The following is a 20,882-nucleotide window of genomic DNA, read 5'->3' as shown; positions in this document are numbered from 1 at the left end:
TCCGCAACACCGCATCTTTTTGTGACGACGACTACACTATTTTATTTAGGAAGTGACGCCAACGGGAGGCTCATGAGCGGATCGGGAGTTCAATTTTCATTCAATGTGCTCACTATTAATACTCACAAAGGGTTCACCGCCTTCAACCGGCGTTTTATTTTGCCTGAGCTACGGGAGGCTGTCAGAACGGTCGGTGCAGACATTGTGTGCCTGCAGGAAGTCATGGGCGCGCACGATGCTCACTCGCTGCAGATTGAGAACTGGCCGGATACCACCCACTACGAATTTCTGGCGGACACCATGTGGAGCGACTTCGCCTACGGGCGTAACGCCGTGTACCCGCAAGGGCATCACGGTAACGCGGTGCTGTCGCGTTATCCCATTGAACATTATGAAAATCGCGATGTGTCCGTCGGCGCGAGTGAAAAGCGCGGGGTCCTCTACTGCCGCATCGCGCCGCCAATGCTCTCGCACCCAATCCATGTCATGTGCGTGCATCTCGGTTTGCGTGAAGCACACCGTCAGGCCCAGCTCGCTATGCTGGCTGACTGGGTCAATGCCCTGCCCGACGCGGAGCCCGTGGTGATCGCCGGAGATTTTAACGACTGGCGGCAAACGGCCAATCACCCGTTGAAAGCCAGGGCCGGCCTTGACGAGATTTTTACCCGCGCCCACGGTCGCCCGGCGCGGACGTTTCCGGTGCAGTTTCCCCTGCTGCGTCTGGACAGGATCTATGTGAAAAACGCGAATGCCAGTACTCCAACGACGCTGGCGCTGCGTCACTGGCGACATTTGTCCGATCATGCCCCCCTGAGTGCGGAGATTCATTTATGAAAAATGGCTGGCGTGAAGGCAATCAAATTCAACTACTGGAAAACGGCGATCAATACTATCCCGCCGTCTTTGACGCCATTGCACAGGCACAGAAAAAAATTATCCTTGAGACTTTTATCTGGTTTGAAGATGCGGTCGGAAAACAGCTGCATGCCGCCTTGCTCGGAGCCGCCCAGCGCGGAATCAAAGCAGAGGTGCTGCTGGACGGTTACGGTTCGCCGGATCTTAGCGACAGTTTTGTCGAAGAGTTGACCGTAGCTGGCGTTATTTTCCGCTACTACGATCCGCGCCCGCGTCTGTTCGGTATGCGCACCAATCTCTTTCGCCGTATGCATCGCAAAATTGTGGTCATTGATGACCGTGTTGCCTTTGTCGGCGGCATCAATTATTCCGCTGAACACATGTCTGATTACGGTCCCGAGGCCAAGCAGGATTATGCCGTTCGCGTGGAAGGTCCTGTCGTGGCCGACATCCTGAAATTCGTGCTGGATAACTTACCGGGACAGAGCGCCGTACGACGCTGGTGGCGACGTCATCACCGGGCAATTGAGAATCATCGGCCTGGCGAAGCGCAGGCGCTGTTTGTCTGGCGCGATAACGAAGAGCATCGCGATGATATTGAACGCCACTATTTGAAAATGCTGACCCAGGCCCGGCGGGAAGTGATCATTGCCAATGCCTATTTCTTTCCGGGTTATCGCCTGCTGCATGCCCTACGAAAAGCTGCGCGACGCGGCGTTCGGGTAAAACTCATCGTCCAGGGTGAACCGGATATGCCGATTGTGAAAGTGGGTGCCCGCCTGCTGTATAACTATCTGGTTAAAGGCGGCGTCCATGTCTATGAATACCGGCGTAAGCCCCTGCATGGTAAAGTCGCGCTGATGGACGATCATTGGGCGACGGTAGGTTCCAGCAATCTCGACCCGCTCAGTCTGTCGCTCAATCTGGAGGCAAATCTTATTATTCATGACCGCACGTTTAACCAGACCCTGCGTGACAACCTGAACCCCATTATTGCGCAGGACTGCAAGCGAGTTGATGAATCAATGCTGCCAAAACGCACCTGGTGGAACCTGACCAAAAGCGTGCTGGCCTTCCACTTTTTACGCCACTTCCCGGCGCTGGTCGGCTGGCTACCGGCGCATACCCCGCATCTGGCCGAGGTAGAACCACCCGCACAGCCAACTCTGGAAACCCAGGATCGTATTCCAACTGAGGATGCAGGAGGGGAAACCTGATGCCAAAAAACCACCGACGCTGGCGCTTAGCGAAAAAGATCCTCACATGGCTATTTTTTATTGCAGTCATCGTATTGCTGGTCGTTTATGCCAGTAAGGTCAACTGGCAGGAAGTATGGACGGTAATTCGCGATTACAATCGGATCGCCCTGCTCAGCGCCGTAGGGCTGGTGATCGTCAGTTATTTACTTTACGGCTGCTATGACTTGCTCGGGCGCTACTACTGCGGGCACAAGCTGGCAAAACGCCAGGTCATGCTGGTGTCGTTTATCTGTTACGCCTTCAACCTGACGTTAAGCACATGGGTGGGCGGTATTGGGATGCGTTATCGTCTCTACTCGCGTCTCGGATTACCGGGGAGCACAATTACGCGAATTTTTTCACTGAGCATTACCACCAACTGGCTGGGCTATATTCTGCTGGGCGGTTTTATTTTCACCTTCGGCGTCGTTGAACTGCCCGCGCACTGGTATATCGATGAAGGTACGCTACGCCTCTTAGGCATTGCGCTGCTGCTGATGATTGTTGTTTATCTGTGGTTTTGCGCTTTCGCTAAACATCGCCACATCACCATCAAGGGCCAAAAACTGGTACTGCCCTCCTGGAAATTTGCCCTCGCGCAAATGGCGATATCCGGTACTAACTGGATGGTAATGGGGGCGATTATCTGGCTGTTGCTGGGTCAGAATATCAACTATTTCTTCGTGCTGGGCGTACTACTGGTGAGCAGTATTGCCGGTGTTATCGTGCATATTCCGGCGGGGATTGGCGTGCTGGAGGCGGTCTTTATGGCGCTGCTGGCAGGAGAGAACACCTCTCAGGGGACAATCATTGCCGCCCTGCTCGCGTATCGCGTGCTGTACTATTTTATTCCGCTGCTGCTGGCGCTGATGTGCTATTTGCTGCTGGAGAGTCGTGCGAAAAAGTTGCGGGTAAAAAACGAGAAGGCGATGGCGAAATGATTCACCGGATGGCGGCTTACGCCATCCGGCAACAGAGAATTAACGACGATTGCCGAAGATACGCAGCAGCATCAGGAACAGGTTGATGAAGTCCAGATACAGCGTTAAGGCCCCAAGAATTGCGTATTTACGCAGATTGGAGCTGTCACGCAGGTCGATCTGCTCACCGATGTTTTTCAGCTTCTGCGTGTCATAAGCGGTCAGGCCGACAAACACAATCACCCCAATATAGGTCACCGCCCACATCAGCGCTTCGCTCTTCAACCAGAAGTTAACCAGCGAGGCCAGCACAATACCGATCAGCGCCATAAACAGCATATTGCCGAAGCCGCTGAGATCGCGTTTGGTGGTGTAGCCGTACAAACTCATGATCCCGAACATCCCGCCGGTGACCACAAAGGTGCTGGCGATAGACGAGTAGGTATAGACGATAAAAATGCTTGATAGCGTCAGCCCGGTTAATGCCGAATAGAGCATAAACAGCGTGGTCGCCATTCCCGCGCTGAGCCTTTGCACCATGCCGGACAGGACGAACACCAGCGCTAGCTGGGCGATGATCAGTCCAAAGAAGGTGATTTTGCTGGAGAAGACAAACATCATCACCGCGGGCGTATTTGCCGCATACCAGGCGATAAACGCCGTCAGCAACAGTCCGCAGGTCATCCAGCCGTACACCTGCGCCATATACGTTTGCAGGCCGGAACGGGCCTGTACAATAGAATCGGATCGTGGGAATCGGTCCATGACAATCTCCTGAATCAGTATGAGCCTACACCAATTGTACTCTACCAGCGTTTTGCTGCTAGCTTATCGCTGTCGCGGGCATCAACCCAGCGCTCACCTTCTGGCGTGGCCTCGCGCTTCCAGAACGGTGCGCGGGTTTTCAGATAATCCATAATGAACTGCCCGGCATCAAACGCGCTGCTGCGATGCGCACTGGTCACGCCAACAAAAACGATTTCGTCACCCGGCCACAGTTCGCCAATGCGATGAATGACCGTTACTCGTCCCAGCGGCCAGCGCGCACGCGCTTCGTCGACAATCTCCGCCAGCGCTTTTTCGGTCATTCCCGGATAGTGTTCCAGCGTTAACGCCTGCACGCTATCGCCGAGATTGTGATTGCGGACTTTACCGGTGAAAGTGACCACCGCGCCATCTTCATCGCGTTCGGCCAGCCAGGGATACTCATCCCCGACGCTGAACGGCGCATGACCAACAACAATTCGCGTTTCAGCCATCTTAGCCTCCGGTTACCGGTGGGAAGAAAGCCACTTCGTCACCCGCATTAAGGGGATGGTCAAAACTGACCAGCGTCTGATTTACCGCGACCAGCAGCTTGCCGTCTTCCAGCGCCAACGCCCAGCGATCGCTTTTTGCCGCAAGACTCCGGCGCAGCGCTTCTACCGTTGCAAACTCAGCGGCGACTTCTATCGCATCCGTGTTCACCAATTCCCGTACCTGAGCAAAGAAAAGAACCTTAATCATGCGCATCCACCTTAAAATCTCCCGATTTGCCACCGCTTTTAGCCAGCAAACGCACCGGACCAATCACCATATCCTTTTGCACCGCTTTGCACATATCGTAGATGGTCAACGCCGCCACGGAGGCCGCCGTTAACGCTTCCATTTCGACGCCGGTTTTCCCAGTCAGGCGACACAGCGTTTCAATGCGTACGCGGTTGTGTTCCGGCTCGGCGTGCAGATTAACTTCAACCTTGCTCAACATCAGCGGATGGCACAGCGGGATAAGATCCCAGGTCCGTTTGGCGGCCTGAATACCGGCAATACGCGCCGTGGCGAAAACGTCGCCCTTATGGTGGCTGCCGTCGATAATCATCGCCAGCGTTTCGCTACGCATGGTCACGAATGCTTCTGCACGCGCCTCGCGTACGGTTTCCGCTTTGGCGGAGACATCCACCATATGCGCTTCGCCAGCGGCGTTAATATGAGTCAGTTGCGACATACTTATTTCTTCAAATGTGGGTGGAAATTACACGGACGCGTACGGGCATCGAGCTGCGGCGCAATGATATTTTCCCATGCGGTACGACACGCTTTAGTCGACCCCGGCATGGCGAAAATCAGCGTTTTGTTGGCCACTCCGGCAATCGCCCGGGATTGCAGCGTCGCGGTGCCAATCTCTTCAAACGACAGCATACGGAATACTTCACCAAACCCTTCGACTTCTCTGTCGAACAGCGGTTGCAGCGCTTCTGGCGCCTGGTCCCCTTCGGTTAAGCCCGTGCCGCCTGTAATGAGCACAACCTGCACATCCTCACTGGCAATCCATGCAGAAACCTGGGCGCGAATGGCGTAGCGGTTCTCTTTGACAATCGCCTTATCGACAATCTGATGACCCGCCTCTTGCGCCGAGTCACGCAGATAATGGCCGGAGGTGTCATCTTCTTCGCCGCGACGGTTGGAAACAGTAAGAATAGCAATGCGTGTCGGGATAAATTCAGCGCTTACCTGACTCATGAAAAACTCCTTTTAGCGATCAGCCGCCAATGTAAGATAAGTTTTGCGTAATACCGGTATTGTTCTGATGCAGGAAATGTGTCTGCTTTTTCTCCAGCAGCGCGGCTGAAATGCGTTCTTCCAGCGCCGACTGCTGAGCGTCATCTTCCAGCAAATCACGCAGGCTTACGCCGCCTTCACCAAATAAACACAGATGCAGCTTGCCGACAGAGGAAACGCGCAGACGGTTGCAGGTGGCGCAGAAGTCTTTCTCATAAGGCATGATCAGACCAATTTCACCAGCATAGTCAGGATGACAGAAAACCTGAGCCGGGCCGTCGCTGCGCTGTCGGATCTGGTGGATCCAGCCGCGACGCAACAGCTCATCACGCAGGACCTGGCCTGAGATATGGTGTTTACGGAAGAGAGAGCTGCCCTCACCCGTTTCCATCAGTTCAATAAAGCGTAGTTGGATAGGACGGGGCTGAACCCACGCCAGGAAGGTGTCCAGTTGATGATGGTTTACGTCGCGCATCAGCACGGTATTGACTTTCACTTTTTCAAAACCCGCATCGAAGGCGGCGTCAATGCCTGCCATCACCTGCTGAAATTTGTCCTGCCCGGTAATGGCGTGAAACTGACGGGCATCGAGGCTGTCGACGCTGACGTTAAGTGCGGTCAGTCCGGCATCGCGCCAGGCAGCGGCATCACGCGCCAGACGATAACCATTAGTGGTCACCGCAATCTGACGGATGGCGTCGTTTTCGCGCACGGCGGCGATAATGTCGGTAAAGTCGCGACGCAATGAAGGTTCGCCCCCTGTCAGACGCACTTTTTCCGTTCCCAGACTGGCGAACGCGCGCGTGACGCGGCGAATTTCATCAACGGTCAAAAAGCCGTTATTGGTGACACCGCCGGGCTTATAGCCATCCGGCAGGCAGTAGGTGCAACGAAAGTTACACACATCGGTAATCGACAAACGTAAGTAGTAAAACTTACGTGCGAAAGCATCGGTAAGTTGAGAGCCCATGTACACCTTTCCAAATACGGGAGACGTAGTCATTTCTTCCTACGCCCTGGTGACAAACTTATTCAAGTATTGTCACGGCCAAAGCACCGTATCATTTGACCCAGGTGCAGAGGCTAGAGTGTTTATTCTCGTCATACCTCAAATTGCAGAAGCGTGGGCTTTATTCGTTCACCCCAGTCACGTACTTATGTCCGCTTACGGGGGATTCTCTCCCTCACTGCCTTCCTGCAACTCAAATTATTCAGAGTACATTGTGGTTATGCCGATACTAGCGTGTAAATGACGCTTTTGCCATGTACACTTTCGCTGTATAAACACATACATAGCGACATAATCGTGCAATTTCGCTACAGAATAAGCAAAAACCACAGTTTTGCATTGATATACATCATCTTGCCGGCAGGTGCATCTCGTCAGAAAGGAGTAGATCGCAGAAAAAAATTACGCCAGATTCCGCCTGGATAATTGCTGAAAACACACTATTTACGTTACTGTAGCGCCGATCAATTGATATCAGGAAAATATATGCGCACTCGCACGCTGGCAGATCTGGACCGCGTTGTCGCTCTCGGCGGAGGGCATGGACTGGGACGCGTTCTCTCCTCTCTTTCCCCTTTAGGTTCACACCTGACGGGGATCGTCACCACGACCGATAACGGCGGGTCGACAGGTCGTATTCGTCGCTCTGAAGGAGGCATTGCCTGGGGAGACATGCGTAACTGTCTGAACCAGTTAATTACTCAACCCAGCGTTGCATCCGCCATGTTTGAGTATCGTTTTGGCGGTAATGGTGAGCTTTCCGGGCATAACCTCGGAAATCTGATGTTAAAGGCGCTCGATCACCTCAGCGTGCGGCCTCTGGAAGCCATCAATTTAATTCGTAATCTGCTGAAAGTTGACGCGCATTTAATTCCGATGTCGGAGCTGCCGGTGGATCTGATGGCTATCGACGATCAGGGACATGAAGTCTATGGCGAAGTGAATATCGATCAGCTCACCATCCCGCCTCAGGAACTGATGCTGTCGCCAAAAGTCCCCACCACGCGGGAGGCAGTTGAAGCTATCGCCGAAGCGGATTTGATTTTGATCGGACCCGGCAGTTTTTACACCAGCCTGATGCCGCTCCTGCTGCTCGACGAATTGGCGCAGGCATTACGTCGCACACCTGCCCCGATGGTCTACATCGGCAATCTGGGTCGTGAATTAAGCCTGCCAGCAGCCAGCCTGACGCTTAACGATAAGCTGGCAATCATTGAACAGTACGTTGGCAGGAAAGTGATTGATGCGGTGGTTGTAGGCCCGAAAGTGGATGTATCCACCGTTACCGACCGCGTTGTTATTCAGGAAGTGCTGGAAGCCAGCGACATTCCCTACCGCCATGACCGCCAGCTATTGCATTACGCGCTGGAGAAAGCGGTACAGGCGCTGGGGTAATCTCAAGTGCGTGATTAGCATACAATCCTCATCGTAATGAGGATTGTAGCTTACTGCATTAACCTCTCAGCACAGGTACCTGCTCGGCGGATATTGGCTCTTCGTATCTTGTGCCAAAATTAGACCACCGGGCAAGAATGGCAAAGAATACGGCCATAACCAGGCAACTTAAATTGAACAAAACCCAGGGTGCATAATCCAGCGTCGCTACCCCCAGCGTCTTCGCCATGAACATACCAGATATTGTCCAAGGGAAAAGCCCTTCAAGTAGCGTGGCTCCAGACTCCATTGATCGGGACATATTAACCATATGCAATTTTTTGTTTTTAAAACAAGGATCATAAATATTCTTCACCAGAAAGAAACTGATGACTGCATTGCCAGTGCAGGCAACTAATAAAGAACTTGTGAACATTGTCGCCAACAGAGTACTGGTCACCGTTTTTAATTTCTTAACCAGTCGCCCAAGCAGCACATTAAGGCCACCAGAAACATCAAGTGCCGAAGCGAACATAAATGCACAAAGCATAACCACAATTGGGCTAACCATTGAATACATACCGCCACGATTAAGCAATATATTAATATTTTTAGTCGTAGATTCATTCATCGCGACATCTGAAAAATTGCTGATCATATTGGTATTAAAGCCATTAATCGATGCTTGAACAAGGTCCATCATGGTAAACGGCTGAAAAATTGCGCATATTGCCAGAGCAAAAAAAGAAGATGCGATCAAAACAATAATGGTATCCCATTTTTTTATCGCACCAATAAAGACCAGCAATGTCGGTAATATTAATAAAGGGTTAAGCCAGAATAATGAGTTTAGCGCTTTTTTCATGACTGGGATAGTATCTAGTTGGATTGAATTTACCAAATTTAAATCTAACCCCGCGATATAAAACCCCAGGCAGGCAAACAAAAAAGCAGGAACCGATGTATACAACATATTTCTAATACTTTGATAAAGCTCAGCCCCCGCAGCTAACGCGGCCATGTTTGTGGTATCTGATAAAGGAGATAATTTATCACCAAAATAGGCACCGGAGATAACGGCTCCAGCAGTAATCGGCAATGACACATTCATCGCCGCAGCAACGGCAACCAACGCCACACCAATTGTTCCTGCGGAACCCCATGAAGTGCCTGTAAATGTCGAGATGCAAACCGTCACTAAAAAAGCTGTAAGATATAAGTAAGCTGGGTTGATAATTTCCAGGCCATAATAGACCATTAACGGAATGGTACCACTAACCATCCAGCATCCAATCAACATACCGATCGACAGTAGAATTAACATTGCAGGGACGGCATCTTTTATTTTTTCTATAAAAGTCTGGAGAATTTCCTTCCAGCCCGCGCCATAGTATCTGGCAAAAAAACCTGTAATAATCGTAATAACAATTAAGATAAATTCAACTGGGTAATTTAAAATCCCAATACCTATAAAGAAAACCAGGAAAATAGCCACTAATAACATCAATGCTGCATAAAAGCTCGGTTGCTTATTTGTGCTTACCATGTTATTTTCCCGCTATTAATATGTTTTTATAGAATCAAACGCATTCTCTAAGTCCGCGATTAACATCTCTGGAGATTCTTGTCCAATTGAAATCCTAATTAAACCAGGCGCCATCCCATCTTTGCATATTACATCCTGGTTATAACCGCGATTAGGAGAAATAATCAGGCTTTCATATCCCCCCCAACTGCACCCCGGTTTGAAAATTCTACAACTATCAATGATGGCTTTAACTTTTACAAAACTGCCATCTTTAAGTTCAAAACTAATGAGACCAGAAGTACCAAACATTTGTTGTGAAACAATTTCACGTTGTTTTGCATCAGCCATAAGGGGGTGACAGATATTCTCAACCTTTGCTCTGCTATTGAGAAAAGTAAGAATTGCATAGGTATTATTCTGATGTTGTCTCATGCGCAGCGGCAACGTTCTTAAACCGCGAATCACTAGCCATGCACTATCCGGGGCCAGCACTGCGCCAAGAAGCTGATGTGAAAAATCACGAATAATATCAAGATAGACTTTTGCGCCTACTACAGCACCCGCCGTTAAATCACTGTGACCGCCGATATATTTAGTACAAGAGTGGAGCACTAAATCGAAACCAAGAGTCAATGGCTTTTGGAAGAGTGGCGTAGCCCATGTATTATCAATGGCAGTAATAATATTATTCTCTTTCGCCAACCCTGCTATCATCTGCAGATCCACAACTCGCATGGTCATTGTTCCTGGGGATTCCGTGTATATCATGCGAGTATTCGGCTTTATTTTCTGCCGAATATCCTCGACATCGCCACTGAGAACAATGTCATAGTCAATACCAAATCGTTGTTGCATTTGCTTCACCAGCACAACTGTTGGACCATAAACATTATTCACCAGAATAATATGGTCACCACTTTTCAGCAGGCCAAACAATGTTGCGCTTATCGCGCCCATGCCCGAGCCAAAAACTTTGCAGGCCGCGCCACGCTCCAACGCTGCCAGTTTATGCTCTAACAGTTCCGTTGTTGGGTTAAGCCCCCGGGAATAGATGTAACGTTCAGCTTCGTGCTGCATATCATCACAGTATTGCTGATAGCTCTGCTGCACAAACAGACTGGTTTTTACTAGGGGAGGGCTGACTGCACCAAAATTTTTCTGGTGTTGTTCACCAACGCCAGAACATATCATGGCGTCCTGAATGGCATAATCATTCTCAGCGTAATTGCATATTATCTCTTTCATAATTTTCCTTTATATTTTCGTCAGGGAAATTTCTATGACAGGACAATTATAAAAAAAGGAACAATGACAGCCTTTTTCTTGCTGCCAAAATGCTGAAAGAATCGTCAGAAATGTAAAGAATAAAACGATGAGGTTCACAAAGTGGAAAAACAAAAATCAATTCAGCAAAGAATCAATTAGAGTGAGTGCATTAATTTTAAGAATAATAAATGGCAATAGAAAAACGAATAATATAATTATAAATGATAATAAATTCTGTATTTTTCCAATCGCCATGGCATTTACGCGATGGCGAATTGGAAAGTGGAAACAATCTTACGATGCCGCGATAAACAACTCGCGCAGCTGATGCAACTGGTCGCGGATCGTCGCAGCCTCTTCAAATTCAAGATTCTGCGCATGCTGCATCATCTGCCCTTCCAGCTCATGAATCTTCTGCTGCAGCGCTTTTGGCGTCATATCCAGTTCGACAATTTCAGACTTCGCGCCTGCGCGTGACTTCCCTTTGCCTTTCGCCTTAGTCTTCGCAATATTCTGACCCAGCGCCAGAATATCGACCACTTTCTTGTTCAGCCCCTGCGGCGTAATACCGTGTTCTTCATTGTAGAGCTGCTGTTTCTCACGACGGCGTTCAGTTTCCCCTATAGCCTTAGCCATTGAGGCGGTAATTTTGTCGCCGTAGAGAATAGCCTTCCCGTTGATATTACGCGCCGCACGGCCGATGGTCTGAATAAGCGAACGTTCAGAACGCAGGAACCCTTCTTTGTCTGCGTCCAGAATCGCCACCAGTGAGACCTCAGGCATGTCCAGACCCTCACGTAACAGGTTGATACCCACCAACACGTCAAACTCGCCCAGACGCAGGTCACGAATGATTTCCATACGTTCCACGGTATCGATGTCTGAGTGCAGATAGCGCACCCGCTCACCGTGCTCTTCAAGGTATTCGGTGAGATCCTCTGCCATCCGTTTCGTGAGCGTAGTGACCAGCACACGTTCGTTAATCGCCGCACGGATGCGGATCTCAGACAGCAGATCGTCAACCTGCGTCGCCACCGGGCGTACCTCAATGATAGGATCCAGCAGGCCGGTCGGTCGTACTACCTGATCGACGACGTCATCACCGGATTTCTCCAGTTCATAGTTGCCCGGCGTCGCTGAGACGTAGATGGTCTGCGGGGCCAGCGCTTCAAACTCTTCAAATTTAAGCGGACGGTTATCCAGCGCCGACGGCAGACGGAATCCGTATTCGACCAGAGTCTCTTTACGCGCCCGGTCACCACGATACATACCGCCAATTTGCGGGATAGTGACGTGGGATTCATCCACCACCAGCAGGCCGTCGGCAGGCAGGTAATCAAACAACGTCGGCGGCGGCTCGCCGGGGCCACGCCCGGACAGATAGCGGGAGTAGTTTTCAATCCCCGAGCAGTAACCCAGCTCGTTCATCATTTCCAGATCGAACTGCGTACGCTGACTTAGCCGCTGTTCTTCCAGCAGTTTGTTATTTGCCAGCAGGACCTTGCGCCGCTCTGCCAGCTCAACTTTGATTTCTTCCATCGCCTGCACGATACGTTCGCGCGGCGTCACGTAGTGCGTTTTAGGATAGATGGTGTAGCGCGAAATCGTGGATTCAACCTGCCCGGTAAGCGGGTCAAACAGCGATAAACGTTCGACCTCTTCATCAAACAGTTCCACGCGCAGCGCGATATCGTCGGATTCAGCCGGGAAAATGTCGATCACTTCACCACGCACGCGGAAGGTTCCGCGCTGAAATGCCTGATCGTTGCGGGTATATTGCAGTTCCGCCAGGCGGCGCAGGATCGCACGCTGGTCGATAATCATCCCCACCGTCAGGTGCAGCATCATTTTCAGATACAGATCCGGATCGCCCAAACCATAGATAGCGGAAACTGACGCGACGACAACGACATCCCGACGTTCCAGCAGCGCTTTGGTCGCTGACAGACGCATCTGCTCAATATGTTCGTTAACCGAGGCATCCTTCTCGATGAAGGTGTCAGAACTTGGTACGTAGGCTTCCGGTTGATAATAGTCGTAGTAGGAGACGAAATACTCCACCGCGTTATCCGGGAAGAACTCTTTCATCTCACCGTACAACTGCGCGGCCAGCGTCTTATTGGGAGCCAGCACCATGGTAGGCCGCTGCAAGTCCGCAATTACGTTAGCGATGGTGAATGTCTTCCCCGAGCCCGTCACCCCCAGCAGCGTCTGATGCGCCAGACCATCCTCCAGCCCTTCTTCCAGACGGCGAATAGCCTCAGGCTGATCGCCAGAGGGTTTAAAAGCGGAATTTAGTTTGAACGGTTTACTCATGAGCAGCTACCTGAAGCAATGGGCGGGCAGGTGTGTAATTTTACTCGCAGTCGTATATTTTGCCAGTAAAATATACTGGATGAAAAAACAGTAACGCACCAGAATATTTCTGATACGCCATCAGAATGACCGTGACCGCAGGCTAAAATTTGGCCTCAGACAAGATAAAACACCAGCAAAAACGTGTTATCCCCAAAGCAATGACTTTTTTAACATTTGTCAAGCCGCCCGATGAAAGTTTTGTGGCAACGCATGACACTTCTGCGACAGCCATTGATTTTATCTAACATTCTGTAATTTAATGACTATTATCCCGAGCCGTCTTTCGCATCAATTTAGTCGCAGGCCGCGTCTTCTCTCGCTTACATTGTGTTTTCTAACTCTAATACACAAGGTTATCCACAGGAATAGTGGATAACTGCCTCCAGCCCGTATGGACTGTAGCCTGGCAAAAACGCCCTCACTCCCTTTTCCGGAGGGATAAAAAAAATTTATCGCTATTTTTTGATATTTATCAGCTAACGAAGCGGCCTGGAATGGCCGGGATCTTGCTCGCATTTTCATCATTTTCTTGCCTGCACCATTACGACACCGCCAGGCACTGGCAATGTGCACAAAACAACGCCAGCCCTCCGGCCAGCCAGACGTTACCGCCTGCGCGGCACACTCTCCTGCTGTTTTTTGACCCCAATCCCTCTTCTGGCAAGAGAATTGCAATTTTCTTCCGACGACCTGTACGTGGGGCGGATAGCATCATGCTGGAGGAATCTATGTTGAGTCTTCGCGCAGTGAATCATTATTACGGTAATCAACACTCCCTATGGGATGTGGATCTCGACCTGCTGCCCGGTAAATGTACCGGTGTGCTGGGGCTTCCAGGAATGGGAAAAACTACGCTGACCAATTGCATTATCGGCAATTTACCGATCGAAAGCGGCACCATGTTCTGGCATCAGGCTGGCGCACCGCCGCGCGACCTGAGTCCCATTCCGGCGGCAAATCGCATCGCGCTGGGCATTAACTACGTTTCACAAGAGAGACGGATTTTTTCGCAATTGACGGTAGAGGAAAATCTGCATATTGCGCGCCAGGCGGTTGAGGAAAGCGAAACGATGAACAGCAGTGATATTTACCGCCTGTTTCCACAGTTGTTCGTACTGCGTCAGGCCAAAGGGGCGGCATTATCGGAAGATGATCAGCACCAGCTTGCGCTCGCCAGCGCGCTGGTCACACGCCCGCGCCTGCTGATCCTCGATGAGCCCACGCGGGGAAGTGGCCAGGCATATATCCACAAGCTGGGGAACCTGGTGGTAAGGTTAAGCCAGGAGCTCGGCATCGCCATAATGCTCGCGGAGCAGAGCCTGCCGTTTATTCGTCGGGTCGCTGACTGCTACTGCCTGTTACACCGTGGGCGCAACGTGGCCCAGGGGCAAATCACACAGCTCAGCAACCCGCTAATCAACGACTGGGTGACGCCACAGACAAAACGCTAAGATCGATATAACGTCCTGTTGATGCCCGCTCCGGCTCTTCTGCCAGCCAGGGAATTTCCCCCAGCAGCGGAGCCGCAAGCACACGCCTGAGCGTTGCCATATATTCAGCATGACGCTTGCCAGGTGGCGTCACATCATTGGCGACCCATCCGGCAAGCGTCAGTCCGGCCTGCTGCACCGCCTGGGCGGTCAGCACAGCGTGGTTGATGCAGCCGAGCTTAACGCCAACCACCAGAATAACCGGCAGCTGCTCTGTTTTCACCCAGTCAGCAAAACTCAGCGTTGGCGAAAGCGGCGTAAACCACCCGCCGGCACCTTCCACCAGCACCCAGTCAGCCTGTTGTTCCAGCGCGCGTAAACCCGCAGACATTACAGAGGCCTGAATAGGGCGACCTTCGTCCGCGCTGATGATATGCGGTGAGGTAGGTTCCGCGAAGGTATAGGGGTTGATAGCCGCATAGTCCACCGTCACAACGCTGTTGCGCTGTAATGCCAGGGCATCGCTATTGCGCAGACCTTCAACCGTCATTTCACTGCCCGACGCCACTGGCTTATAGCCGACGGTTCGCAATCCCCTCTGCCCCGCCGCCTGTAGCAACGCGCAGCTGGCGATAGTTTTCCCCACTTCGGTATCCGTCCCGGTGACAAAAAAAGTGTTAGTCACGTTGAATCACTCCCAAAAATAGATGATAGGTCAGCGGATATTTCCCCTGCTGGCAGGGCCAGGCTAGCTGTAGCTGGCGCAGCTGTGAGCGGGTCAGTACGCGCGGCTCGCGGCCATCATGCAAATGCGTCGCGCCAATGCCCTTCAGCGAGCGCATGGCGCTCAGCGCATCGTCAAACCACAGCGTGACGGCATGAGACTGGTATTCAACGTCCCACCCATGCAGGGCGTTTTCCAGTTGCTCCACGGGCAAAAAACGATTGGCGTGCTCCCGCTCATCAACCGCTCGCCACGCCTGACGAAGTTCCGGCATTGACCCCTGCGCCAGGGTACTAAACGCCACCGTCCCGCCAGGACGCACCACCCGGTAAAGCTCGCGTAACGCGCCGCGCAGATCGCTGCACCACTGTACGGCCAGATTGCTCCAGGCCAGGTCGAAAGTAGCAGCAGCCTGCGGAATGGCTTCAATATCCGCCAGCAAATAGCGGTGGGCGACATCGTGACGCTGCGCTTCAGTCAGCATTTGCGCCGACAGATCCAGCGCGCAGACCTCGCTCCCCTGCTCCCGCCAGTAACGGCTCATACGCCCGGGTCCGCAGCCCGCATCTAAAACCTGAGAGAATGCCCGACCATCGAGTCGCGCCAGTAACGCATCGGCGCTCTGACGCTGGAGTTCCGCGTGTTGCTCATAGTGAGTAGCCGCGCGACCAAACGCGGCAGCAATCGCCTGCTTATTGACCTGCGCCATGCAGCACCTCCAGTAAGCGATCGATATCCTGGACTTCATGCGCCTGGGTCAGCGTAAGCCGCAGCCTGGCCGTACCAACCGGCACCGTCGGTGGGCGAATAGCCGTCACCCAGCATCCCTGTTGACGTAATGCCTCCGCCAGCTGCAAGGCTTTATGATTGTCGCCCACGATCAGTGGCTGAATGGCGCTGTCTGACTGCGCCAGCGTTAAGTCCGGCGTATTCACCCCAGCGCGAAAACGCTGGATCAGCATCGCCAGTTTTTCTCTGCGCTCATCGCCTTCGCGGCTGCGGATCACCTCCAGCGCGGCGCGCAAGGCCTGGGCCTGGGCCGGAGGCATACTGGTGCTGTAGATCAGATGACGGGCAAACTGCAGCAGATAATCGGCCACGCTGTCTGAGCACAAGATTGCCGCGCCGCTGACGCCAAACCCTTTGCCAAACGTCACCACTAACAGCTCGGGTTTCACCTGCTGTCGGGAGCACGAACCGCGCCCTTCCTCACCGCTGACGCCAATCCCGTGCGCATCATCCACCAGCAACCACGCGCCCTGCCGCTCTGCTACCGCGTGAATTTCCGCCAGCGGTGCGCTATCGCCATCCATGCTGAACACACCTTCAGTGACCACGAGTTGTTGCCCCGGACAGGGGGTGGTCAGCAGACGTTCCAGATGTTGGGGATCGTTATGGGTAAAGCGACGTAGCACGGCAGGGCTAAGGCTGGCAGCCTCCAGCAGTGAGGCATGGCTGAGCCGGTCAGCAACAATCCGGTCCTCTTTGCCCATCAGCGCGGCAATGACCGCCTGATTAGCGGCAAAACCGGAGATAAACAGCAGCGCCCGTGAATAGCCGAGCCATTGCGCCAGCTCATCTTCCAGCGCCTGATGAGCAACGGAATAACCGCTGACATGACCCGAGCCGCCGCTGCCGACGCCAAAACGCTCAGCGCCTTGCTGCCACGCGCAGATAATATGCGGATGGTGGCTTAAGCCAAGGTAGTCGTTGCTGGAAAAGTTCAGATACTGGCGACCGTCGGCCTGCAGCCAGCGACCGGCGCCCTGCGTCACCGCATAGCGCCGTCGCAACGCATCAGCACGACGACGCGCCGTTAACGCATCGTCTATTTTTTGCTGCCAGGTCATACGGTTGCCGCGTTGTAGTATTCGTCGGTATCCGGGGTACGCAGCGCCTGCTCCAGGCGTTGCTGCTGTTCGTTATCACCGGCCAGCACCGCCGTTTGCTGCGGATTGAGACCCAGCTTGCGAAACAGCAACAAATCCTTATCTTCGTTCGGATTCGGCGTGGTCAGCAGTTTGCAGCCGTAGAAAATCGAGTTAGCTCCGGCCATAAAGCACATCGCCTGGGTTTGTTCGTTCATCTGCTCGCGTCCGGCTGAAAGACGGACATATGAAGTCGGCATCATGATCCGCGCCACGGCGATAGTACGAATAAAATCAAAGGCATCCACATCGTCGTTATCGGCAAGCGGCGTGCCTTTCACTTTCACCAGCATGTTGATCGGCACGCTTTCTGGCGGCGTTGGCAGATTTGCTAATTGCAGCAACAGACCCGCGCGGTCGGTCACCGTTTCCCCCAGTCCCACAATCCCGCCGGAGCAAACTTTAATGCCCGCCTCACGCACTTTATCCAGCGTATCCAGACGCTCCTGGTACGACCGGGTTGTGATGATATTGCCGTAGAATTCCGGCGAGGTGTCGAGGTTATGGTTGTAGTAGTCCAGACCCGCATTGGCCAGCCGCTGGGCCTGATTTTCGTTCAGCGTACCCAGCGTCATACACGCTTCTAGCCCCAGTTCTTTTACGCCCTGAACCATCTGTTCCAGGTAAGGCATGTCGCGTTCGTGTGGATTCTTCCACGCCGCGCCCATGCAAAACCGCGTTGAACCGGCCTGTTTCGCTTTACGCGCAGAGTCCAGTACCTGTTCAACCTCCATCAAACGTTCCGTTTCCAGACCGGTTTTATAGCGGGAGCTTTGTGGGCAGTATTTGCAGTCTTCCGGGCAGGCACCGGTCTTAATCGACAGCAGCGTACTGACCTGAACCTGCCGCGGATCGAAGTGCTGACGGTGAACCTGCTGCGCTTCAAACAGCAGATCCAACAGCGGTTTTTCAAATAATTCGGTGACTTGCGACATTGTCCAGCGAGAAGAATGAGCCATATTGGTATACGTTTCGTTATGAGTTTGGTGTAGACTCGTAAACCTAAATCTTTTTAATTTGGTTTACAAGTCGATTATGACAACGGACGATCTTGCGTTTGACCAACGCCATATCTGGCACCCTTACACCTCCATGACCTCCCCGTTACCGGTTTATCCGGTGGCGCGTGCCGAAGGTTGCGAACTGATTTTAGCCCGCGGTGAGAGGCTGATAGACGGCATGTCGTCCTGGTGGGCGGCGATCCACGGTTACAATCACCCACAGCTGAACGCCGCGATGAAAACGCAGATTGATGCCATGTCACATGTGATGTTTGGCGGCATTACCCATGCCCCGGCCATTGCGCTGTGCCGCCAGTTGGTGGCGATGACGCCAGAGGCGCTGGAGTGCGTTTTTCTCGCGGATTCAGGTTCGGTCGCCGTAGAAGTAGCAATGAAAATGGCGCTGCAATACTGGCAGGCCAAAGGCGAATCCCGTCAGCGTTTCCTGACATTTCGAAACGGTTATCACGGCGATACCTTCGGCGCGATGTCGGTCTGCGATCCCGACAACTCGATGCACAGTCTGTGGAAGGGTTATCTGCCGGAGAACCTGTTTGCGCCCGCCCCGCAAAGCCGCATGGACGGCGAGTGGGACGAACTGGATATGGTGCCTTTTGCCCGCCTGATGGCCGCGCATCGCCACGAGATTGCGGCGGTGATCCTTGAGCCGATTGTGCAGGGCGCTGGCGGCATGCGCATGTATCATCCCGAATGGTTAAAACGCATCCGTAAGATGTGCGACCGTGAAGGGATCCTGCTGATTGCCGATGAAATCGCCACGGGATTTGGTCGTACAGGCAAGCTTTTTGCCTGTGAACACGCCAACATAACTCCGGACATTTTGTGCCTCGGCAAAGCGTTAACCGGCGGAACGATGACCCTTTCCGCCACCCTGACCACGCGTCAGGTCGCGGAAACCATCAGCAACGGTGAAGCCGGATGCTTCATGCACGGTCCAACCTTTATGGGTAATCCGCTGGCCTGCGCCGTCGCCTCCGCCAGCCTGTCGTTACTCGAAACCGGCGAGTGGCGCTCACAGGTAGCGGCTATTGAAGCGCAACTGCGGACAGAACTCGCCCCGGCGGCAGACTCCAGTTGGGTAGCCGACGTGCGCGTACTCGGCGCCATCGGCGTGATCGAAACCACGCATCCGGTGAATATGGCGGCGTTACAGAAGTTCTTTGTTGAACAGGGTGTGTGGGTACGACCGTTTGGCAAACTGATCTATCTGATGCCGCCGTACATTATTCAGCCCGATCAGTTGCGTCGTCTGACCCAGGCCGTAAACGAGGCTGTGCGCAGTGCAACATTTTTTAGCGATTAATCAGCGCCCGGTCCGGACGTGGAAAAGTGAAACAGCCCGGATTATTCGATGACTGATTAAGTAACAATATTTAGACATAAAGGTCGGATTATTCCGGCCTTTTTTTATTTGCATCAAAGAAATTGCAAATCGTTTTATGTCGATGCTGAGCAAAAATTGACGGGCGATTTAGTAAGCGATAGCGTGAATTTGTCACGTAAGTGATTAAAGTGAAAGGATTTTATGAGATTTTCCTTAAATGGAGTTTTAAGAAAATGGCTATTCCAGCTTATTTATGGCTCAAAGATGACGGCGGCGCTGATATCAAAGGTTCCGTCGATGTTCATGGACGTGAAGGCGGCCCGCTTGAGGTTGTACGATGAAACGGCTCGCATTGTTGCTACTACTTCCGTTTATTGTGGCCACTTCAGCAGCTGGCGAAGTGAACTGGCCCGATGCGCTGAAAGGCGTGGCTACGGGCGATCAAGCGTGGCTGAATAAAACGCCAGAACTCGCGGCTGCGGCAGATGTTAAGCAGGCCATTAAACTGGAAGATGCTTTATCTGCTGCCCTAACAGAAAATACAACCGGCGCTCTTGATGCGCTCAGCGTCATTGACGCGGGAAAATGGCCGCACATGATCGGGACTGATATTGTCTGCGGAGTGCCTGTTGAAGCTCCAGCAACCGTTGAGGATTTTTATCAGCGGACACGTCCTGCGTTGTTAAGCACTGATAAGGGCGCTCGCTGCTTGTGGTTCCTCGAAGCAACATATGAGGAATGGAAAGCAGACAAAGCCCGTCAGGTTAAGTAAGATAATTAACCCGGTCAATATGGCCGGGTCCTTTCCTCCGCTTCCCTTTGATTTTTCGTGCCGCAGCCGCTCCCTGAATACTCAACACCACACAACAACCGCTCATGCAGTGGGTTTAACCGACAGCACCGGCACCCCGCACACGTTCCGGCACCCAGTAAGGATTATTTAATGACATTTCCCGTCCCAACCGTTGCGGAAAGTACCGACCGCCAGTTACGCGATATTCAGCACGCGCTACCCGATGAGAACGTCGACACCAGCAGCGACAGCGACTACGCCGTCCGGGCTAATGCTGTATCAGGCGTGGCGGACGGTCTCTACGCCTATCAGGGCTGGATTATTCGCCAGATTTTCCCTGACACCGCCGAGAAGGAGTATCTGGAGTTTACTCGATGCCGAACTGGCTGGACTGGTCACCAGTGCGAATAAAGTACCCGACTTCCCGGAGAGGATAAGGCAGCGCTGGCTGATTTAACTTCTGTTGGTCGTGACATTATCAGCAAGAACGCTATTGCCGACATTCTCACATACCTTGGTTTGCACGAGACCGGATTTGCCCCCCTTGATTGAACGCAAAACAGTCCAGAATATTT

At 52.5% G+C, this 20,882-nt stretch carries 21 protein-coding genes, 1 pseudogene and 1 riboswitch; of the genes and pseudogenes, 9 read left to right on the top strand and 13 right to left on the bottom strand.

Features of this window, described 5'->3' with window-relative positions; translation table 11 throughout:
• Positions 1 to 72: 72 nt before the first annotated feature.
• Genes OGV38_RS13670 through OGV38_RS13660 form a run of 3 tightly spaced genes read left to right on the top strand, consistent with a single transcriptional unit; the run spans position 73 to position 3,034 of the window.
• Positions 73 to 834: an endonuclease/exonuclease/phosphatase family protein gene (locus OGV38_RS13670; protein WP_053388796.1), complete on the top strand. Its 762-nt coding sequence runs from the start codon at positions 73 to 75 to the stop codon at positions 832 to 834.
• Positions 831 to 2,072, top strand: a complete 1,242-nt coding sequence (gene clsB, locus OGV38_RS13665) for a cardiolipin synthase ClsB (RefSeq protein WP_200079517.1) — start codon at positions 831 to 833, stop codon at positions 2,070 to 2,072. Before OGV38_RS13670 ends, clsB begins: the two co-directional genes overlap by 4 nt.
• On the top strand, positions 2,072 to 3,034 hold the full coding sequence (locus OGV38_RS13660; protein ID WP_016152350.1) for a lysylphosphatidylglycerol synthase domain-containing protein: 963 nt from the start codon (positions 2,072 to 2,074) through the stop codon (positions 3,032 to 3,034). Before clsB ends, OGV38_RS13660 begins: the two co-directional genes overlap by 1 nt.
• Before the next feature lie 39 nt (positions 3,035 to 3,073).
• Here the strand turns inward: OGV38_RS13660 and OGV38_RS13655 are convergent, their stop codons facing one another.
• The 6 genes from OGV38_RS13655 to moaA form a co-directional block, all read right to left on the bottom strand.
• Entirely contained in the window at positions 3,074 to 3,778 is a 705-nt protein-coding gene (locus OGV38_RS13655) for a Bax inhibitor-1/YccA family protein (protein ID WP_003831536.1), read from the bottom strand.
• A 41-nt stretch (positions 3,779 to 3,819) separates the two neighbouring features.
• On the bottom strand, positions 3,820 to 4,272 hold the full coding sequence (moaE, locus tag OGV38_RS13650) for a molybdopterin synthase catalytic subunit MoaE (RefSeq protein WP_046274634.1): 453 nt from the start codon (positions 4,270 to 4,272) through the stop codon (positions 3,820 to 3,822).
• A 1-nt stretch (position 4,273) separates the two neighbouring features.
• Positions 4,274 to 4,519, bottom strand: coding sequence for a molybdopterin synthase sulfur carrier subunit (moaD, locus tag OGV38_RS13645; protein WP_286473540.1), 246 nt, complete (start codon positions 4,517 to 4,519; stop codon positions 4,274 to 4,276).
• Positions 4,512 to 4,997 (bottom strand): cyclic pyranopterin monophosphate synthase MoaC, encoded by a 486-nt coding sequence (moaC, locus tag OGV38_RS13640; protein WP_003035188.1) that lies wholly within the window; start codon positions 4,995 to 4,997, stop codon positions 4,512 to 4,514. Before moaC ends, moaD begins: the two co-directional genes overlap by 8 nt.
• A 2-nt stretch (positions 4,998 to 4,999) precedes the next feature.
• On the bottom strand, positions 5,000 to 5,512 hold the full coding sequence (gene moaB / locus OGV38_RS13635) for a molybdenum cofactor biosynthesis protein B (RefSeq protein WP_016152347.1): 513 nt from the start codon (positions 5,510 to 5,512) through the stop codon (positions 5,000 to 5,002).
• Positions 5,513 to 5,531: 19 nt separating this feature from the next.
• Positions 5,532 to 6,521, bottom strand: a complete 990-nt coding sequence (moaA, locus tag OGV38_RS13630) for a GTP 3',8-cyclase MoaA (RefSeq protein WP_065554855.1) — start codon at positions 6,519 to 6,521, stop codon at positions 5,532 to 5,534.
• A riboswitch (molybdenum cofactor riboswitch) is annotated at positions 6,509 to 6,654 on the bottom strand. (Overlaps the previous gene by 13 nt.)
• 392 nt (positions 6,655 to 7,046) lie before the next feature.
• On the opposite strand from moaA, the gene yvcK reads away from it, so the two are divergent.
• Complete coding sequence (gene yvcK / locus OGV38_RS13625; RefSeq protein ID WP_286473535.1) at positions 7,047 to 7,955, top strand: uridine diphosphate-N-acetylglucosamine-binding protein YvcK; 909 nt, start codon at positions 7,047 to 7,049, stop codon at positions 7,953 to 7,955.
• Positions 7,956 to 8,013: 58 nt separating this feature from the next.
• Here yvcK and nhaC read toward each other — a convergent pair whose 3' ends face one another.
• The 3 genes from nhaC to uvrB form a co-directional block, all read right to left on the bottom strand.
• Positions 8,014 to 9,480: a Na+/H+ antiporter NhaC gene (gene nhaC, locus OGV38_RS13620; protein WP_200100807.1), complete on the bottom strand. Its 1,467-nt coding sequence runs from the start codon at positions 9,478 to 9,480 to the stop codon at positions 8,014 to 8,016.
• A 15-nt stretch (positions 9,481 to 9,495) separates the two neighbouring features.
• A complete protein-coding gene (locus OGV38_RS13615) occupies positions 9,496 to 10,707 on the bottom strand; it encodes a trans-sulfuration enzyme family protein (protein ID WP_286473528.1) in 1,212 nt (403 codons plus the stop codon).
• Between the two features lie 315 nt (positions 10,708 to 11,022).
• Positions 11,023 to 13,044 carry an excinuclease ABC subunit UvrB gene (gene uvrB / locus OGV38_RS13610; protein WP_016152344.1) on the bottom strand — a complete coding sequence of 674 codons (2,022 nt, stop codon included), beginning with the start codon at positions 13,042 to 13,044 and terminating at the stop codon, positions 11,023 to 11,025.
• A 770-nt stretch (positions 13,045 to 13,814) separates the two neighbouring features.
• Between uvrB and OGV38_RS13605 the strand changes: the two genes are divergently transcribed.
• Positions 13,815 to 14,537, top strand: a complete 723-nt coding sequence (locus tag OGV38_RS13605; protein ID WP_049282683.1) for an ATP-binding cassette domain-containing protein — start codon at positions 13,815 to 13,817, stop codon at positions 14,535 to 14,537.
• Here OGV38_RS13605 and bioD read toward each other — a convergent pair.
• Genes bioD through bioB form a run of 4 tightly spaced genes read right to left on the bottom strand, consistent with a single transcriptional unit; the run spans position 14,503 to position 18,127 of the window.
• Complete coding sequence (bioD, locus tag OGV38_RS13600) at positions 14,503 to 15,201, bottom strand: dethiobiotin synthase (RefSeq protein ID WP_101699852.1); 699 nt, start codon at positions 15,199 to 15,201, stop codon at positions 14,503 to 14,505. The genes OGV38_RS13605 and bioD overlap by 35 nt on opposite strands.
• On the bottom strand, positions 15,194 to 15,949 hold the full coding sequence (bioC, locus tag OGV38_RS13595; RefSeq protein WP_016156049.1) for a malonyl-ACP O-methyltransferase BioC: 756 nt from the start codon (positions 15,947 to 15,949) through the stop codon (positions 15,194 to 15,196). Before bioC ends, bioD begins: the two co-directional genes overlap by 8 nt.
• A complete protein-coding gene (bioF, locus tag OGV38_RS13590) occupies positions 15,933 to 17,090 on the bottom strand; it encodes an 8-amino-7-oxononanoate synthase (protein WP_131341735.1) in 1,158 nt (385 codons plus the stop codon). The genes bioC and bioF overlap by 17 nt, the downstream gene beginning before the upstream one ends.
• A complete protein-coding gene (bioB, locus tag OGV38_RS13585) occupies positions 17,087 to 18,127 on the bottom strand; it encodes a biotin synthase BioB (RefSeq protein ID WP_029139462.1) in 1,041 nt (346 codons plus the stop codon). Before bioB ends, bioF begins: the two co-directional genes overlap by 4 nt.
• Before the next feature lie 76 nt (positions 18,128 to 18,203).
• On the opposite strand from bioB, the gene bioA reads away from it, so the two are divergent.
• The 4 genes and pseudogenes from bioA to OGV38_RS13565 form a co-directional block, all read left to right on the top strand.
• Positions 18,204 to 19,493, top strand: coding sequence for an adenosylmethionine--8-amino-7-oxononanoate transaminase (gene bioA / locus OGV38_RS13580; protein WP_029139461.1), 1,290 nt, complete (start codon positions 18,204 to 18,206; stop codon positions 19,491 to 19,493).
• 358 nt (positions 19,494 to 19,851) lie between these two features.
• The gene (locus OGV38_RS13575; RefSeq protein WP_269517597.1) at positions 19,852 to 20,286 is read left to right on the top strand and encodes a hypothetical protein; all 435 of its coding nucleotides are present in this window, start codon (positions 19,852 to 19,854) and stop codon (positions 20,284 to 20,286) included.
• Positions 20,287 to 20,457: 171 nt separating this feature from the next.
• A complete protein-coding gene (locus OGV38_RS13570; protein WP_049269854.1) occupies positions 20,458 to 20,718 on the top strand; it encodes a hypothetical protein in 261 nt (86 codons plus the stop codon).
• A pseudogene (locus tag OGV38_RS13565) lies at positions 20,690 to 20,838 on the top strand (gp53-like domain-containing protein); the annotation flags it as partial. The gene OGV38_RS13570 and the pseudogene OGV38_RS13565, both read left to right, overlap by 29 nt.
• Positions 20,839 to 20,882: the final 44 nt, after the last annotated feature.

The organism is Citrobacter sp. Cb080, assembly GCF_030334745.1.
Classification (GTDB): domain Bacteria; phylum Pseudomonadota; class Gammaproteobacteria; order Enterobacterales; family Enterobacteriaceae; genus Citrobacter; species Citrobacter braakii.
The sequence above is the reverse complement of the archived record's forward strand: the minus strand, read 5'-3'. Positions and strand labels throughout refer to the sequence as shown.